Here is a 14,481-nt window from a genome sequence, read left to right as displayed (position 1 = left end):
GCGCCGTCGGCACCCGCCGGTGCCCGCCCCGGGGACGCCGCAGGCCCTCTCCACGGAGGGGGCCTGCGGTGCCGTGGGAGCGCACGGGCGGCGCTGCGCCCGTGCAGGGGCTCAGACGGTGTCGGCGAAGTTGTGGCGGTCCACGAGCGCCCAGGACGCCGCGGCGTTGACCGCGGTGACGGTGAGCACGGACGGCCAGGCGCCGAGCTTCTTGGCCAGCGGGTGGGACAGCCCGAAGCCGGCCACGTACAGCGTGCCGAGCCCGGCCGTGGTGACCGGTCCCGCGGACGCGAGCCACGTGCGTCCTGCCGCCACGCCGCACGCGAGCAGGGCCACCCCGCCCAGGGGGCGCACGCCCGTGGCGCGGGCGATCCCGTAGCCGCCGATCAGCCCGGTGGCCACGAGCGCCGCGCTGGGAACCGACACGGGGGACGGCAGACGGGTCTTGGGGCGCTTCGCGGTGGCGGTGGTGCTCACTTGACCCCTCCCAGGAACTCCTGCAGGCGGGTGAGGCCCTCGGCGAGGTCGTCGTCGCCCAGCGCGTAGGACAGCCGCAGGTAGCCGGACGGCCCGAAGGCCTCGCCCGGGACCACGGCCACCTCGGCCTTCTCGAGGATCAGCTCCGCGAGCTCGGCGGAGGTCTGCGGCGTCACGCCGTCGAACTCGCGCCCCAGCAGCCCGGTGACGTCCGGGTAGGCGTAGAACGCGCCGGTGGGCACGGGGCAGTTCACGCCGTCGATCGCGTTCAGGCCGGCCACGATCGTCCGGCGACGCCGGTCGAACGCCTCCCGCATCTGCCGCACCTCGTCCATGGGCCCCTCCAGGGCGGCCAGCGCGGCCGCCTGGGCGATGTTGTTGACGTTGGAGGACAGGTGGGACTGGAGGTTGGTCGCCGCCTTGACCACGTCCTTCGGGCCCACCAGCCACCCCACGCGCCAGCCGGTCATGGCGTAGGTCTTGGCCACCCCGTTGAGCAGGATCAGGTTCTCGTGCAGCGCGGGAACGGCCTGGGCCATGGAGACGAACTCCACGCCGTCGTACGTGAGGTGCTGGTAGATCTCGTCGCTGATCACGAAGATGCCCTTGGCCGCGGCCCACTCGCCGATCGCGCGGGTCTCCTCCGCCGTGTAGACGGAACCCGTGGGGTTGGACGGTGAGCAGAAGAGCAGCGCCTTCGTGGCCGGGGTGCATGCGGCCTCTAGCTGCTCGGGGGTGACCTTGTAGTCGTTCTCCGCGCCCGCGAAGACCTCCACGGGGTTGCCGCCGGCCAGTCGGACGGCCTCGGGGTAGGTGGTCCAGTAGGGGGCGGGGAGCAGGACGTCGTCGCCGTCGTCCACGACCGTCTGGAACGCCTGGTAGACGGCCTGCTTGCCGCCGTTGGTCACGAGCACCTGCGAGCTCTCCACGGCCCACCCGCTGTCCCGTTCCGTGGCGCGGGCAACGGCCTCGCGCAGCGCGGGCTGCCCCGCCGCGGGGGAGTAGCGGAAGTTCGCGGGGTCCTCGAGTGCCTGGGCGGCGGCCGCCACGATGTGTTCGGGCGTGGAGAAGTCCGGCTCGCCCGCGCCGAAGCCGATCACGGGGCGGCCCTCGGCCTTGAGGGCCTTGGCCTTGGCGTCCACCGCGAGGGTCGCCGACTCCGCGATCGCCGCGATCCGGTGCGCGATGCGCTGCTGCGCTGCTGACATGGGGATCATCTCTCCTGGACTGGCTGACGTCCGCCCGCGGTCGGGGACACTCGGGCGCTTGCTGCTCAGCTTAGGTGGCGGGGAGCGGGCTTTGCACGGATCGGTGCGGCCGCGTACCATGATTGGTCGGTGTCGCCGTCCGAGTGCGCCCTGCCCCCGGTTGCGTCCCGTGCGCGGCGGGGAGTCGGGGCCGGTGATAGGCTCAGGCACCGTGTTCACGTCGCATGCACGAGTGCGGCGCGGAACCGAAGGGCAGTGGCGCAATTGGTAGCGCAGCGGTCTCCAAAACCGCAGGTTGCAGGTTCAAGTCCTGTCTGCCCTGCTTCACGATCCACCACGGCACGAACACCACCGCCGGGAAGCTGCTTCACGCAGGGGAGAGCCGATGTCGCACACCGTCACAGGACACACCCCGGGTCGACCGACTGGCTCGGAGCACAAGCGCGGGATCTTCGGGCGGATCTGGCTGTTCGTCCGCCAGGTCGTGGGAGAGCTCAAGAAGGTCGTGGCCCCGTCCCGCCGGGAACTCGTCAACTACGTCCTGGTCGTCCTGGTGTTCGTGGCATTCATGATGGTGCTGATCTCCCTGCTGGACCTGGGATTCGGCCAGGTGGCCGTCTGGCTCTTCGGTAACGGCGACCAGCCCCAGTAGACACCTCCACCACGCGCAGCCGTCCACAGAAAGCAGGAACTCCCAGTGACCGACCACGAGCTCGAGAACGACGACACTCAGCCCGCGCAGGGCGACACCCGGCTCGGGGATGCTGCGCGCGACGAGTCGGCGGAGACCGTGACCGTCGAGACCACCGACGCGGCGCAGGACACCACGGCCGAGCAGGCCGTCCAGGACGCGGACCTCGGCGCCGCCGAGGGCAGCGGCGAGGCCGTTCCGGTCCCGCTCGTGGAGGTGGAGGTCTCCGAGGAGGCGGCCGAGGACGAGGTCGATCCCGTCGCGGAGTTCAAGGCCAAGCTGCGCAGGCAGGAGGGCGACTGGTTCGTGATCCACACCTACGCGGGCTACGAGAACCGCGTGAAGACGAACCTCGAGACCCGCATCCAGTCCCTCAACATGGAAGAGGACATCTTCCAGATCGAGGTGCCCATGGAAGAGGTCGTGGAGATCAAGAACTCCCAGCGCAAGACCGTGCGCCGCGTGCGCATCCCCGGTTACGTGCTGGTCCGCATGAACCTCACCGACGCCTCCTGGGGCGCGGTGCGCCACACCCCGGGTGTCACCGGATTCGTGGGCCAGGACGCCTACAATCCGGCCCCGCTGCGTCTGGACGAGGTGTTCGACATGCTCGCTCCCACGTTCGAGACCCCCGAGAAGGCCAAGGGCCTGGGTGAGACCGCCGGAACCGGTGCGGGTGCACAGGGCGGTGCCGCCCAGCAGGTGACCGTGGACTTCGAGGTCGGCGAGTCCGTGATCGTGAAGGAGGGCCCCTTCGAGACCCTCCCGGCCACGATCTCCGAGATCAAGGTGGAATCCCAGCAGCTCGTGGTGCTGGTCTCCATCTTCGAGCGCGAGACCCCCGTGACGCTCGGCTTCGACCAGGTCACCAAGATCTAGTCCCACCCAGACTTCGGAGCTCCCCGGATGCGCTTTGGTCCGGGGACTTTCCGTCCGGTCGCCGCGCCACGGCGACCACCCGCCGTCGTACGCTCCTGTGCGGCGGTACGCACAGCTAGAAGAAGGACCATCACATGGCTCCCAAGAAGAAGAAGGTCTCCGGCCTGATCAAGCTGCAGATCCAGGCAGGCGCCGCCAACCCGGCTCCTCCCGTGGGTCCGGCGCTGGGTCAGCACGGCGTCAACATCATGGAGTTCTGCAAGGCCTATAACGCGGCCACGGAATCCCAGCGCGGCAACATCGTCCCGGTGGAGATCACCGTCTACGAGGACCGCTCCTTCACGTTCGTCACCAAGACCCCTCCGGCCGCCCAGCTGATCAAGAAGGCTGCCGGCGTGCCCAAGGGCTCGGGCGTGCCCCACACCACCAAGGTGGGCAAGATCACCATGGACCAGGTCCGTGAGATCGCCGAGACCAAGAAGGAAGACCTCAACGCCAACGACATCGACGCCGCCGCGAAGATCATCGCCGGCACCGCCCGCTCCATGGGCATCGAGGTCAACTGAGTCCTCCGGGCTCACCAGCAAGACACTTCATCGTGGCAGGGCCGAGCGCGGTCCGCAGACCACAACTGCACAAGGAGAAGAAGCAGATGGCACAGCGCAGCAAGGCATACCGGGCAGCTGCCGAGAAGATCGAGGCGGGCAAGTTCTACGCTCCCGCCGAGGCGGTCGCCCTGGCCAAGGAACTGGCCGAAGGCGGCAAGTCCGACCCCACCGTCGAGGTCTCCATGCGACTCGGCGTGGACCCCCGCAAGGCGGACCAGATGGTCCGCGGCACCGTGAACCTGCCCAACGGCACCGGCAAGACCGCCCGCGTGGTCGTCTTCGCCACGGGTGACAAGGCCGCGGCGGCCGAGGCCGCCGGTGCGGACTTCGTGGGCAACGACGACCTGATCGCCAGGATCCAGGGCGGCTGGACCGACTTCGACGCCGCCGTGGCCACCCCGGACATGATGGGCAAGGTTGGTCGCCTGGGCAAGATCCTGGGTCCCCGCAACCTGATGCCGAACCCCAAGACGGGCACCGTGACCATGGACGTCACGAAGGCCGTGAACGACATCAAGGGCGGCAAGATCGACTTCCGCGTGGACAAGCACTCCAACCTGCACTTCATCATCGGCAAGGCGTCCTTCGACGCCCAGAAGCTCGCCGAGAACTACGGTGCGGCGCTGGAAGAGGTGCTGCGTCTGAAGCCCTCGGCCTCCAAGGGCCGCTACATCACCAAGGCCACCGTGGCCACCACGTTCGGCCCGGGCATCCCCGTGGATCCGAACGCCACCGAGGTGAACGCCCAGGCGTGATCCCGGCTGGTCGCGGGGGCCCACACCGGCCCCCGCGACCGCGGGTGTGGGAACAGGGTCCGTGCCACCCCAGGCCGGACCCTTTTTCATGCCCTGAACGGAAACGCCGTTACGCATCCATGATGTACTGGACGGCGGGCCTTCACCGGGCCCGTCGCCGTGGTGCCGTTCGGGGTGAGAACGGCACGGAAGGAGAACACAGTGACGCAGTCGTCACCGGTGCGCATCGAGCTGCTGCGCATCCCCGATTCCTTCGACGAGGACGCCCAGCGGCTGCTGGGGGACGTCGCGGAGCTCGTGAAGTCCTCCCGCCGTCACGTGTGGGGCACCGGGCAGCTCAGCAACGAGGCGCACGACATCTTCCGTGACCTCAACGACCCCTATGAACGCATCAAGATCCTGTGCGCCTTCGTGGCCGGCCGGCTGGTGGGGCGCGCCGAGGTCCGCATGCCACTGATCGCCAACACGGAGGCCGCGCAGATCGTGGTGCACGTGGCTCCGGACGAGACCTCCGAGGGCATCGGCCGTGAGCTGCTGGGGGCCGCCGAGCAGCTGGCCCACGGTGAGTCCCGTCGGCTCGTGGGCCTCGTGACCGAGCACCCGGCCTCCGAGATCCGGGATCCCTCCGGGCCGGGGGACGGCAGCGCGGACGGCAGCGCCGAGGGCGGCACGGCCACCTCGGAGCCCGTGGAGTGGCTCGAGGCCGCGGACGGTTCCGGTCGGTTGCCCGCGAGCCACCGGCAGACCAGGTTCGCCCAGCACGCGGGGTACGAGCTGCGCACGGTCAGCAGCTTCGCGCTGCTGTCCGTGCCCCTGGACGCAGGACGCTCCCGTCGGATCCAGGAGTCGCTGGCCGCCACCCCGTTCGCGGAGCACTACCGCATGCACACGTGGGTGGGGGAGGCCCCGGAGGAGCTGCTGTCCCCGCTCGCGCAGCTGCACTCCAAGATCCCCACGGACTCGTTCGTGCGCCCGGTCGTGGCGGACCCGGACCCGTGGGACGCCGCCCGGGTGCGGCGCACGGAGCAGCTGCGGCAGGAGGACGGAGACCGCTCCCTCATGGCCGTGGTCCAGGACCTGCGCAGCGGCGAACTCGTGGGGATGACGGAGCTCATCCTCGCACAGCACCGCCCCACCCTGGCCCTGCAGGACGAGACGCTCGTGGTGCGCGCGCACCGCGGCCACCGGCTCGGGATGCGGCTCAAGCTCGCGAACCTGGAGCAGCTCGCCGCCGTGGCCCCCGAGGTGGACACGGTGTACTCGTGGACCCACAGCGGCAACGACCGGATGAACTGGGTCAACGCCCGGCTGGGCTTCCGGGACGCCGGTCAGTCCGCCATCTGGGAGCAGGACTTCAGCATCCGCTGACCCGGCGTTCCCGAGCGGGCACGAGCCCCACCGAACCGTTCCGGTCCCCTGCCCCACGCGGAACGCCGCTCCCGGACGCCCCGTCCCGGCCCGGTCGTGCGCCGGGCCCCGCCGAGGGCGGCACCGGTACGGCGCCGCGCGGCCCTCACCAGGGCAGCGGCAGGACCACCGTGGGGTCCCCGGGCTCCAGGCCGCCCCTGGGCACGGCCAGCACGGCGTCCGCGGCGGCCAGACCGCGGAGCATGTTGGAGCCCACGGACCGGCACGGCACCCAGGTGCCGTCGCGGCGTCGGGCCGGAACGAGGCGCTCGGCGCGGCCCCCGGCGACGGCCGCCCCGGAGGTCACGGGCTCGAACGGCACGGGTGCCCGTCCCGAGAAGCCCGCCAGGAGCGCACCACCCAGCAGCAGCAGACCCACGACGGCGCCCAGCGGGTTCCCGGGCAGCGCCAGCACCGCGGCGTGAGGTGCCGCGCCCAGCAGCGTGGGATGCCCGGGCTGCAGGTCGAGCTGCTCCACCAGCAGGTGGCACTCCCGCTCCACGAGCGGGCGGACGAGGTCCGCGCGGGACCGCGAGGTTCCCCCCGTGGTGACCACCAGGTCGTGGTCCGCGCAGGCCGCCTCGAACGCCGCGGCAAGGGCCCCGGGCTCGTCCGGGACCCGCTGCACGCCGTCCACCCGGGCCCCGTACGCGGCGAGCATGGCGGGCAGGGACATGCTGAACGCGTCCCGCACGAAGCCGGGCGCGGGCAGCCCGCTCGTGATCACCTCGGAGCCGGTGAGCAGCAGCGCGACCCGCGGCACCGCGCGGACGGGCAGGACGTCCAGCCCGGCCACGGCCGCGAAGGCGGCGTCCGCCGGGGAGAGAACTGAGCCGGCCCGGAACAGGAGCTCGTGCGCCGCGCACTCCGTGCCCGCGGGGCGGATGTGGCGACCCGCGAGCTCGGTGCGCGGGGCCGCGGGATCGAGGTCCAGCCGATCCCCGCGGCGCAGCGCGAACTCCTCGCGGACCACGGTGGTGGCACCCCCGGGGATGACGCCCCCGGTGACCACGGGAACCGCGGTGCCGGGCGCCAGCACGATCGCGGACGCCGCGCTGGGGAGGACGGGCGGGGGCGTGGCTCCGGCGGGCTCGTGGGCCGGGCCGGGGCCCGCCGTGCGGGACGGCGCGGTACCCGGCCCCGTGTGTCCGGAACCGGCACTCGAGGACACGATCGTCCACGGGCCGCGGCCGCTGACCGCGTAGCCGTCCATGGCGCTGGAGGCGTAGTGCGGGACGGGGACGGCGGCGCGGACGTCCGCGGCCGCGACCCGCCCGGGTGCGCGTTCCAGGGACACGTCCTCGCGGGTGCCGCCACGGCGGGCGCCCGCGAGCGCCGCACCGGTCTCGTGGGCCCGGCGGCGAGCGGCGTCGCGGGCGGGATGCCGCAGGGTCGGGAAGGTGTGCGCCCAGGACGGGGCGGCGGGGCGGGACACGGCGTCAGCCCCCGGCGAAGGGCGGCAGGACGTCCACGGTGGCACCCGGTGCCACCGGGCAGTGCGGATCCCGGGCCGCGATCCCGTCCACCAGCCACGAGCACCGGGGGAGCACCTGGGCCAGGGTCGGCTCTCCCGGAGGGGCCACGGGATGCATGGTGCTCAGCAGCTGTTCGAGCTCGGAGCGGGTCATCACGGTGGGGGACGCCACGTGCTGCTCGTCCGTGCCCGCGGCCGCGGCCGCGGCGGCGAAGTACCTCACGAGCACCGGATCAGCCCCCGATCGCGCTCATGCTGCGGTCCGGCTGGACGTAGTCCCCGGAGTCCAGTCCCGTGTGGTCCATGCCGTGTGCCCTGGGCTTGACCCACATGGCCTCGCGCCAGCGCCGGGTCACGTCCGCGTCCGAGGCACCCGAGCGCAGCAGGTGCATCAGGTCCGTCTCGTGGTGCGAGAACAGGCACGAGCGCACGTGGCCCTCGGCCGTGATGCGGGTGCGGGTGCAGTCCTCGCAGAACGGTTCCGTGACGGAGGCGATGATCCCCACGGTCCCCAGGACCCGCTCCTCGCCGCGCCGACGCACGAGGTGCTTCTCGGCGGGCGCCCCGGCGCGGGGCACGCGGTCCGGGGCGAGGTCGAAGTCCGCGGCCAGGCTCTCGCGGATGTCCGCGGCGGTGACCATGTTCTCGCGGGTCCAGCCGTGGTCGGCGTCCAGGGGCATCTGCTCGATGAACCGCAGGTCGCAGTGGTTCTCCAGGGCCCAGTGCAGCAGCTGCGGGGCCTCGTGGTCGTTGACGCCCCGCATGAGCACGGCGTTGAGCTTGACCGGGTTCATTCCGGCGCGCTGCGCGGCGGCCACGCCCGCGAGCGCCTCCGCGAGCTTCCCGCGCCGGGCCAGCGTGGCGTAGGTGTCCGCGCACAGGGTGTCGAGGGAGATGTTCACGCGGTTCATCCCCGCGTCCGCGAGCCCCTGGGCCCGGGCGGCAAGACCGATCCCGTTGCTCGTCATGGACACGGGGATCCCCGGCATGGTGCGGCGCAGCGCCCGGACGAGGTCCTCCAGGTCCGGACGGATGAGCGGCTCGCCGCCCGTGAGCCGGATCTCGCGCACCCCGAACTCGGAGACGGCGATGCGCGCGAGCCGCACGATCTCCGCGACCGTCAGCAGGGACTCGCGCGGCAGCCACTGCATGCCCTCCGCGGGCATGCAGTACGTGCACCGCAGGTTGCACTTGTCGGTGATGGAGATGCGCAGGTCCGTGGCGGTTCGTCCGAAACGATCCGTCAGCGGCCCCCGCGTGGGCACCCCGCGCGAGGGAAGGACCTGGGGATTGCCGAGGAATACGGACATGCGCTCCAGTCTAGGTCTCCCCTCCGACGCCCCCGCGGCACCCCGTGGGGTGACTACGCTGGCAGCATGTCCCGCAGCATCGAAGCACACCAGGGCGAGCTCCGCGCGCTGCTCGCTCGGGCCGCCCCGGACGACGCCACTGAGACCGTCCCCCTGGCGCGCGCGGCGGGTCGCGTGCTCGCCCGGGACCTCGTGGCACCCCTGGACCTGCCGCCGCACACCAACGCGCAGATGGACGGTTTCGCGGTGCGGGTCTCGGACCTCGCGGCGGTGCCGCCGGACGGGGGGATCGACCTGCCGGTGACCGCGATCCGCGCCGCGGGAGCCGCCCCGGCCGTGCACACCGCCGGGGCGGCCACCGCCGTCATGACCGGCGCCGTGATCCCGGAGGGGGCGGACGCGGTCGTTCCCGTGGAACGGGTGTCACCCCCGCGCTTCGACACCCCCCTCGTCACGGTGCCCGGGAGCGTGGCGCGTGACGTGGCCGAGGGTGCGTTCGTGCGGGCGGCCGGCAGCGACGTCGCCCGCGGTGCGGTGGCGCTGCCCGCCGGGACACTGCTAGGCGCCGCCGCACTGGGGGCCTGCGCCGCGCTGGGACTCACGGACACGAGCCCGCTGCCGGTGCGGCAGCCGCCGCGGGTGGTGGTGGTCAGCGGCGGGGACGAGATCCGACCCGCGGGTGAGACGCTGCCGCCCGGCGCGGTGCACGACGCGAACGGGCCCCTGCTCGCCGCCTGGCTGCGGGCGGCCGGGGTGGACTCGGTGACGCGGCTCGGCGTCGACGACGACCCCGACGCCTTTCTGGCGCGGCTCGGGGACGTCGTGGCGCGCGTGCGGCCGCACCTGGTGATCACGAGCGGGGGGATCAGCGCGGGCGCCTTCGAGGTGGTGCGGCTGGCCCTCGGGCGCGCGGGCCGGGAGATGTGGTTCGGCCACGTGGCCGTGCAGCCCGGCGGTCCTCAGGGGTGCGGTACGCTCCTCGGCGTCCCGGTGGTGTGCCTGCCGGGGAACCCGGTGAGCACGTGGGTCTCGTGCGAGCTGTTCGTGCGTCCCGCGCTCGCCGCGGTGTGGGGCTGCTGCGAGCCCCCGCGCTGGTTCACGGCGCGGCTGCAGGAGCCGGTGCAGCCCCTCCCGGACCGAACGCAGCTGCGCCGGGGCGTCCTTGACCACTCGGACTGCCCGCCGCGGGTCTCCCTCGCGGGCGGGGCCTCGTCCCACCTGCTGACCGCGGCGGCCCGCGCGGACGCGCTCGTGCGGATCGCCCCCGGCGCGCAGCAGCTGCCGGCGGGCACCCCGCTCGCGGTGCTGCCCGTGGCCGGTGGCCCGCGGGCCGGTGCCCCGGTCACCGCGGGCGGTCCGGCCCCCACGAACGACGACGAATCAGGAGAACCCCGGTGAACGAGCAGCAGGACGGTGCCGCACCCCAGCACCTCACCCACGTGCGGGAGGACGGCACCGCGCACATGGTGGACGTGAGCGAGAAGGCGGTGACCTCCCGGGAGGCCACCGCCCAGGCCGTGCTGGTGACCCGCCCGGACGTCATCGAGCTGCTGAGCAGCGGGGGTCTGCCCAAGGGGGATGCGCTCGCGGTGGCGCGAATCGCCGGGATCATGGCCGCCAAGCGCACCCCTGACCTGGTGCCGCTGTGCCACCCCCTGCCGCTGAGCAGGGTGAGCGTGGACCTGGCGCCGGGCGCGGACCGCGTGGTCGTCGAGGCCACCGTGCGCACCCGCGGGGTCACGGGCGTGGAGATGGAGGCCCTCACCGCCGCGAGCGTGGCGGCGCTGACCCTCTACGACATGATCAAGGCCGTGGACAAGGCGGCCACCATCACGGACACGCGCGTGCTCGCGAAGTCCGGTGGCAAGAGCGGCGATTGGAGCAGGTCGTGACGGAGCAGCGAGAGCGTCGTGTGGGGGCCGAGCGTGCCCCGCACCGGGACGAGATCGGCGACTACCACCTCGTGGGGCGGCGCGCGGAGGTGGTCATCGTCTCCAGCTCCGCGGCGGAGGGGACCGCAGAGGACCGCTGCGGTCCGCTGCTGCGCACGTGGCTCGAACGCCGCGGCCTGCGGGTGGGCGTCCACGTGGTCCCGGACGGGCCCGAGGTCCTCGCGCTGCTGCGGGAGCTCACGGCGCGCTCGGACTCCGCCGCCGGTCCGCGCTTCGTGATCACGTCCGGCGGCACGGGGCTGAACTCGGACGACGTCACCCCGGAGGCCACGGCCCGCGTGGTGCAGCGGGAGTCCCCGGGGATCATGCACGCGCTGTGGGCCAAGGGCCTCGAGAAGACCACCACCGCGGTGATGAGCCGCGGGGTCGCGGGTCAGCTCGACCGGACCTTCCTGGTGAACCTCCCGGGTTCGCGCGGGGGCGTCAAGGACGGCATGGCCGTGCTGGACCCCCTGCTGGACCACATCAGCGCCCAGCTCGAGGACGTCCACGGCCACGGGGAGGACCGTTCCGTCACGCGCTCGCAGGACGAGGTGGTCCCCGTGGCCGCCGGCTCCGCGCCCGCTGCGGCGTCCTCCGGCACGGCCGCGCCCGTCTCCCCGGCCGTCACGGCCGCTGCGGACGACGCCGCACGCACCCTCGCCGGGAACGGTGACGTCCACGGGTCCGGGCGGCACGACGTCGCCCGCTCACCCGGGCGCACCCCGGACGGGTGCCCACCCGGCACGGACGCCGCAGCGGCGCGCCCGGGAACCGCGGCACCCGGGGCGGACGGGACCGGCACCGTGCTGCATGCCGGGATCGGCACCGAGCCCCTGGACCGCGAGCTCGCCCACGCGCGGGTCTCGCACCCGGGCTGCGGCGCCGTGGTGGGTTTCAGCGGCGTGATCCGCGACCACGACGGCGGCCGGGAGGGCGTGAGCGGACTCGAGTACACCGCGCACCCCAGTGCCGGCGACGTCATGACGGAGGTGGTGCGCGGGATCGCGCGGGAGCACCCCGGGATCCGGGTGTGGGCCGCCCACCGCATCGGAGCGCTCGCCGTGGGCGAGAGCGCCCTGGAGGTCGCGGTGGCCGCCGCCCACCGGCGCGAGGCCTTCGAGGCGTGCGGGCAGCTGGTGGACCGGATCAAGGAGCGCGTGCCCATCTGGAAGCGCCAGGACTTCCGGGACGGGGAGCACACCTGGGTGGGGATGGACGCCTGAGATGGCCGCGCGGATCATCGTCCCCGGCCGCGTGCGCACGTTCGACGCGCACGGTGAGACCGGCGCCGGCCCGGACCGGCTCGCGGGGGAGGAGCCCCTGGAGATCCGGCTGGACGGCGAGCAGTTCACCGTGACCATGCGCACCCCGGGCAGCGACTTCGAACTGGTGACCGGGCTGCTGCTGAGCGAGGCCGTGATCACGCGGGTCTCCCACGTGGTCTCGATGGACTACCGCGCGGGCGTGGACCAGGACGGGCACCGCACGTACAACGTGGTGGACGTGGGGCTGGCCCCCGGCGCCCCCGGTCCGCAGCGGGGTGCCCAGCGGCAGGTCTTCACGTCCTCGTCCTGCGGGGTGTGCGGGACGCCGTCGCTGGACAGCGTCACCAAGCCCTCCGCGTACCCGGTGGCGCCCCCGAGGCCCCTGGTCACGGCGGCGCGACTGGTGGCCCTGCCCGACGAGCTGCGGCGGCACCAGCGGGTCTTCGACGCGACCGGCGGGGTGCATGCCGCCGCGCTGTTCCCGGTGGGCCAGGACGAGCCGCTCGTGGTGCGCGAGGACGTGGGCCGGCACAACGCGGTGGACAAGGTGATCGGGTGGGCGGTGCAGCGGGAGCTGCTGCCGCTGCACGAGACGGTGCTGCAGGTCTCGGCACGGGCCTCGTTCGAGCTCGTGAGCAAGGCGGCCATGGCCGGGATCCCGGTGCTCTCCGCGGTCAGCGCGCCCTCGGCCCTGGCGGTGGCCCACGGTGCGGAGCGGGGGGTCACCGTGGTGGGCTTCAACCGCAGGGGCAGGTGCAACGTGTACACCCACCCGGACCGGATCACGGGCGAGTGAGCGGCCCTCGATTTGGCGGACGATTTTCTCCTGGGGTAGGATGGAGTCACCAAAGACCGCCGGTCATCATGCACGCCTCGGTGTGCGTGGTCTAAGAGGTTCTCGGCAACGGGAACCGTCCAGCGCAGGTGAACCAGCACGAATCCTTACGTCGAACCCGCACCGTCGTGTGCGGAGCATTCGGACCACGGTCGAGCCCCGGGCATCTGCGCGGGGCTTTTGTCGTGTCTCCTCCAGGGGATGCGGAGCCGGCATCGACATGCAAGGAAGGAGCACCATGGCGAATCCTGAAAAGGCTGCCGCGGTCGCAGAGTTGAAGGACTTGTTCTCCAACTCGCACGCTGCCGTCCTGACGGAGTACCGCGGGCTCACCGTGGCTCAGCTGAAGACGCTGCGCCGCACGCTCGGTGAGAACGCCGAATACGCCGTGGTGAAGAACACGCTCACTGCCATCGCAGCGCGCGAATCCGGGATCGACGCGTTCGAGGGCCAGCTCCAGGGCCCCTCGGCCATCGCGTTTGTCTCCGGTGACGCCGTCGCGACCGCCAAGACCCTGCGTGACTTCGCCAAGGACAACCCCCAGCTGATCGTCAAGGGCGGTTACCTGGACGGTGTCGCAATGGACGAGACCGAGATCACGAAGCTCGCGGACCTCGAGTCCCGCGAGGTTCTGCTGGCCAAGGTCGCCGGTGCCGCCAAGGCGTCGCTGTCCAAGGCTGCGGCGCTGTTCCAGGCCCCACTGTCCAAGACCGTGCGCACCGCGGACGCGCTGCGCGCAAAGCTGGACGAGCAGGGCGAGAACGCCGCCTGATCCCCTCCGGGGGCCGTCAGGTTCCGGGTCCCGAGGCCATCGCGTCCGGGAAGCACCCGTGTTCTTCACACCACGCACACCTCGCCGGGGCCACCAGCGCCGGCACCACGTACAAGTAAGGAGCCAACACCATGGCTAAGCTGACCACCGAAGAACTCATCGAGGCCTTCAAGGAACTGTCCCTCATCGAGCTGTCCGAGTTCGTGAAGGCGTTCGAGGAGACCTTCGACGTCACCGCCGCCGCCCCCGTGGCCGTGGCCGGTGCCGCTCCCGCCGCCGGCGACGCCGGTGCCGCCGAGGAGGAGAAGACCGAGTTCGACGTCGTCCTCGAGGCTGCCGGCGACAAGAAGATCCAGGTCATCAAGGAAGTTCGCGGCCTGACCTCCCTGGGTCTGAAGGAAGCCAAGGACCTCGTGGACAGCGCCCCCAAGGCCGTCCTGGAAGGCGCCACCAAGGAAGCCGCTGACAAGGCCAAGGAGGCGCTCGAGGGCGCCGGCGCCACCGTCACCGTCAAGTGACTCCCGGCGCCCAGCGCGCCGCCCGTGCCACGGACGTCATCTGACGTCACGGCACACCGTCACCGCAGGACCCCCGCACCGCACGGTGCGGGGGTCCTGCGCCGTCCGCGCCCGGGTGGACGCTCCGCGCGGGGCGGAGCGTTCACGCCGTCGGTGTGATGTGCGAAACTGTGGGTGACCATCTGGCCGTCACCGTGCGGCGGGAGAGCGTGGTGGGTCACGGGCCGGCAAAGGCGCCGGGGCCGCACCATCGCCGAAGGAGCAAACCCTCCCCGGGAATCTCTCAGGCACCCGTACCGCCGCACCAGGCCACTCTGAAGAGGTCGTCGTCCCGCGGGGCGGCGGACA

The 14,481-nt window shown here is 72.4% G+C and carries 16 protein-coding genes, 1 tRNA gene and 1 riboswitch; of the genes, 12 read left to right on the top strand and 5 right to left on the bottom strand.

Annotation, left to right across the window (positions count from 1 at the left end; translation table 11 throughout):
• Positions 1–111: 111 nt before the first annotated feature.
• The gene (locus C1C97_RS05005; RefSeq protein WP_110920779.1) at positions 112–477 is read right to left on the bottom strand and encodes a hypothetical protein; all 366 of its coding nucleotides are present in this window, start codon (positions 475–477) and stop codon (positions 112–114) included.
• The gene (locus tag C1C97_RS05000) at positions 474–1,685 is read right to left on the bottom strand and encodes a pyridoxal phosphate-dependent aminotransferase (RefSeq protein WP_121030589.1); all 1,212 of its coding nucleotides are present in this window, start codon (positions 1,683–1,685) and stop codon (positions 474–476) included. Before C1C97_RS05000 ends, C1C97_RS05005 begins: the two co-directional genes overlap by 4 nt.
• 249 nt (positions 1,686–1,934) lie before the next feature.
• Here C1C97_RS05000 and C1C97_RS04995 point away from each other — a divergent pair.
• The 6 genes from C1C97_RS04995 to C1C97_RS04970 all read left to right on the top strand — a co-directional run bounded on the left by C1C97_RS04995 (position 1,935) and on the right by C1C97_RS04970 (position 5,986).
• Positions 1,935–2,007 (top strand) — tRNA-Trp (locus C1C97_RS04995).
• A gap of 63 nt (positions 2,008–2,070) precedes the next feature.
• A complete protein-coding gene (gene secE, locus C1C97_RS04990; protein ID WP_110920777.1) occupies positions 2,071–2,337 on the top strand; it encodes a preprotein translocase subunit SecE in 267 nt (88 codons plus the stop codon).
• Between the two features lie 45 nt (positions 2,338–2,382).
• Positions 2,383–3,255 (top strand): transcription termination/antitermination protein NusG, encoded by an 873-nt coding sequence (gene nusG / locus C1C97_RS04985; RefSeq protein WP_110920776.1) that lies wholly within the window; start codon positions 2,383–2,385, stop codon positions 3,253–3,255.
• A 134-nt stretch (positions 3,256–3,389) separates the two neighbouring features.
• Positions 3,390–3,821, top strand: a complete 432-nt coding sequence (gene rplK, locus C1C97_RS04980; protein WP_110920775.1) for a 50S ribosomal protein L11 — start codon at positions 3,390–3,392, stop codon at positions 3,819–3,821.
• An 86-nt stretch (positions 3,822–3,907) separates the two neighbouring features.
• Positions 3,908–4,618 (top strand): 50S ribosomal protein L1, encoded by a 711-nt coding sequence (rplA, locus tag C1C97_RS04975; RefSeq protein ID WP_110920774.1) that lies wholly within the window; start codon positions 3,908–3,910, stop codon positions 4,616–4,618.
• 201 nt (positions 4,619–4,819) lie between these two features.
• The gene (locus tag C1C97_RS04970) at positions 4,820–5,986 is read left to right on the top strand and encodes a GNAT family N-acetyltransferase (protein WP_121030258.1); all 1,167 of its coding nucleotides are present in this window, start codon (positions 4,820–4,822) and stop codon (positions 5,984–5,986) included.
• Positions 5,987–6,131: 145 nt separating this feature from the next.
• Here the strand turns inward: C1C97_RS04970 and C1C97_RS04965 are convergent, their stop codons facing one another.
• Genes C1C97_RS04965 through moaA form a run of 3 tightly spaced genes read right to left on the bottom strand, consistent with a single transcriptional unit; the run spans position 6,132 to position 8,809 of the window.
• Positions 6,132–7,460, bottom strand: a complete 1,329-nt coding sequence (locus C1C97_RS04965; RefSeq protein ID WP_233542738.1) for a molybdopterin-binding protein — start codon at positions 7,458–7,460, stop codon at positions 6,132–6,134.
• Between the two features lie 4 nt (positions 7,461–7,464).
• Positions 7,465–7,722 carry a MoaD/ThiS family protein gene (locus tag C1C97_RS04960; protein WP_407657245.1) on the bottom strand — a complete coding sequence of 86 codons (258 nt, stop codon included), beginning with the start codon at positions 7,720–7,722 and terminating at the stop codon, positions 7,465–7,467.
• 10 nt (positions 7,723–7,732) lie between these two features.
• Entirely contained in the window at positions 7,733–8,809 is a 1,077-nt protein-coding gene (moaA, locus tag C1C97_RS04955; protein ID WP_121030254.1) for a GTP 3',8-cyclase MoaA, read from the bottom strand.
• A gap of 66 nt (positions 8,810–8,875) precedes the next feature.
• On the opposite strand from moaA, the gene C1C97_RS04950 reads away from it, so the two are divergent.
• From C1C97_RS04950 to rplL, 6 genes are all read left to right on the top strand, one after another.
• Positions 8,876–10,207: a molybdopterin molybdotransferase MoeA gene (locus C1C97_RS04950; protein ID WP_121030252.1), complete on the top strand. Its 1,332-nt coding sequence runs from the start codon at positions 8,876–8,878 to the stop codon at positions 10,205–10,207.
• On the top strand, positions 10,204–10,701 hold the full coding sequence (gene moaC / locus C1C97_RS04945) for a cyclic pyranopterin monophosphate synthase MoaC (protein ID WP_121030250.1): 498 nt from the start codon (positions 10,204–10,206) through the stop codon (positions 10,699–10,701). The genes C1C97_RS04950 and moaC overlap by 4 nt, the downstream gene beginning before the upstream one ends.
• Positions 10,698–11,966, top strand: a complete 1,269-nt coding sequence (locus C1C97_RS04940) for a molybdenum cofactor biosynthesis protein MoaE (protein ID WP_199712170.1) — start codon at positions 10,698–10,700, stop codon at positions 11,964–11,966. Before moaC ends, C1C97_RS04940 begins: the two co-directional genes overlap by 4 nt.
• Position 11,967: 1 nt before the next feature.
• On the top strand, positions 11,968–12,804 hold the full coding sequence (fdhD, locus tag C1C97_RS04935; RefSeq protein WP_110919084.1) for a formate dehydrogenase accessory sulfurtransferase FdhD: 837 nt from the start codon (positions 11,968–11,970) through the stop codon (positions 12,802–12,804).
• Between the two features lie 277 nt (positions 12,805–13,081).
• Complete coding sequence (gene rplJ, locus C1C97_RS04930) at positions 13,082–13,615, top strand: 50S ribosomal protein L10 (RefSeq protein ID WP_110919085.1); 534 nt, start codon at positions 13,082–13,084, stop codon at positions 13,613–13,615.
• A 131-nt stretch (positions 13,616–13,746) separates the two neighbouring features.
• On the top strand, positions 13,747–14,133 hold the full coding sequence (rplL, locus tag C1C97_RS04925; RefSeq protein WP_110919086.1) for a 50S ribosomal protein L7/L12: 387 nt from the start codon (positions 13,747–13,749) through the stop codon (positions 14,131–14,133).
• 190 nt (positions 14,134–14,323) lie between these two features.
• A riboswitch (glycine riboswitch) is annotated at positions 14,324–14,442 on the top strand.
• Positions 14,443–14,481 lie beyond the last annotated feature (39 nt).

Origin of the sequence: Kocuria tytonis, from assembly GCF_003226895.2 — a bacterium.
Taxonomy (GTDB): Bacteria; Actinomycetota; Actinomycetes; order Actinomycetales; family Micrococcaceae; genus Kocuria; species Kocuria tytonis.
The sequence above is the reverse complement of the archived record's forward strand: the minus strand, read 5'-3'. Positions and strand labels throughout refer to the sequence as shown.

Bases quoted from the DNA above. Each gene is read 5' to 3' on its own strand.
- C1C97_RS05000 (WP_121030589.1), bottom strand. From the start codon at position 1,685: ATGTCAGCAGCGCAGCAGCGCATCGCGCACCGGATCGCGGCGATCGCG.
- secE (WP_110920777.1), top strand. From the start codon at position 2,071: ATGTCGCACACCGTCACAGGACACACCCCGGGTCGACCGACTGGCTCG.
- rplK (WP_110920775.1), top strand. From the start codon at position 3,390: ATGGCTCCCAAGAAGAAGAAGGTCTCCGGCCTGATCAAGCTGCAGATC.
- rplA (WP_110920774.1), top strand. From the start codon at position 3,908: ATGGCACAGCGCAGCAAGGCATACCGGGCAGCTGCCGAGAAGATCGAG.
- moaA (WP_121030254.1), bottom strand. From the start codon at position 8,809: ATGTCCGTATTCCTCGGCAATCCCCAGGTCCTTCCCTCGCGCGGGGTG.
- C1C97_RS04950 (WP_121030252.1), top strand. From the start codon at position 8,876: ATGTCCCGCAGCATCGAAGCACACCAGGGCGAGCTCCGCGCGCTGCTC.
- fdhD (WP_110919084.1), top strand. From the start codon at position 11,968: ATGGCCGCGCGGATCATCGTCCCCGGCCGCGTGCGCACGTTCGACGCG.
- rplJ (WP_110919085.1), top strand. From the start codon at position 13,082: ATGGCGAATCCTGAAAAGGCTGCCGCGGTCGCAGAGTTGAAGGACTTG.
- rplL (WP_110919086.1), top strand. From the start codon at position 13,747: ATGGCTAAGCTGACCACCGAAGAACTCATCGAGGCCTTCAAGGAACTG.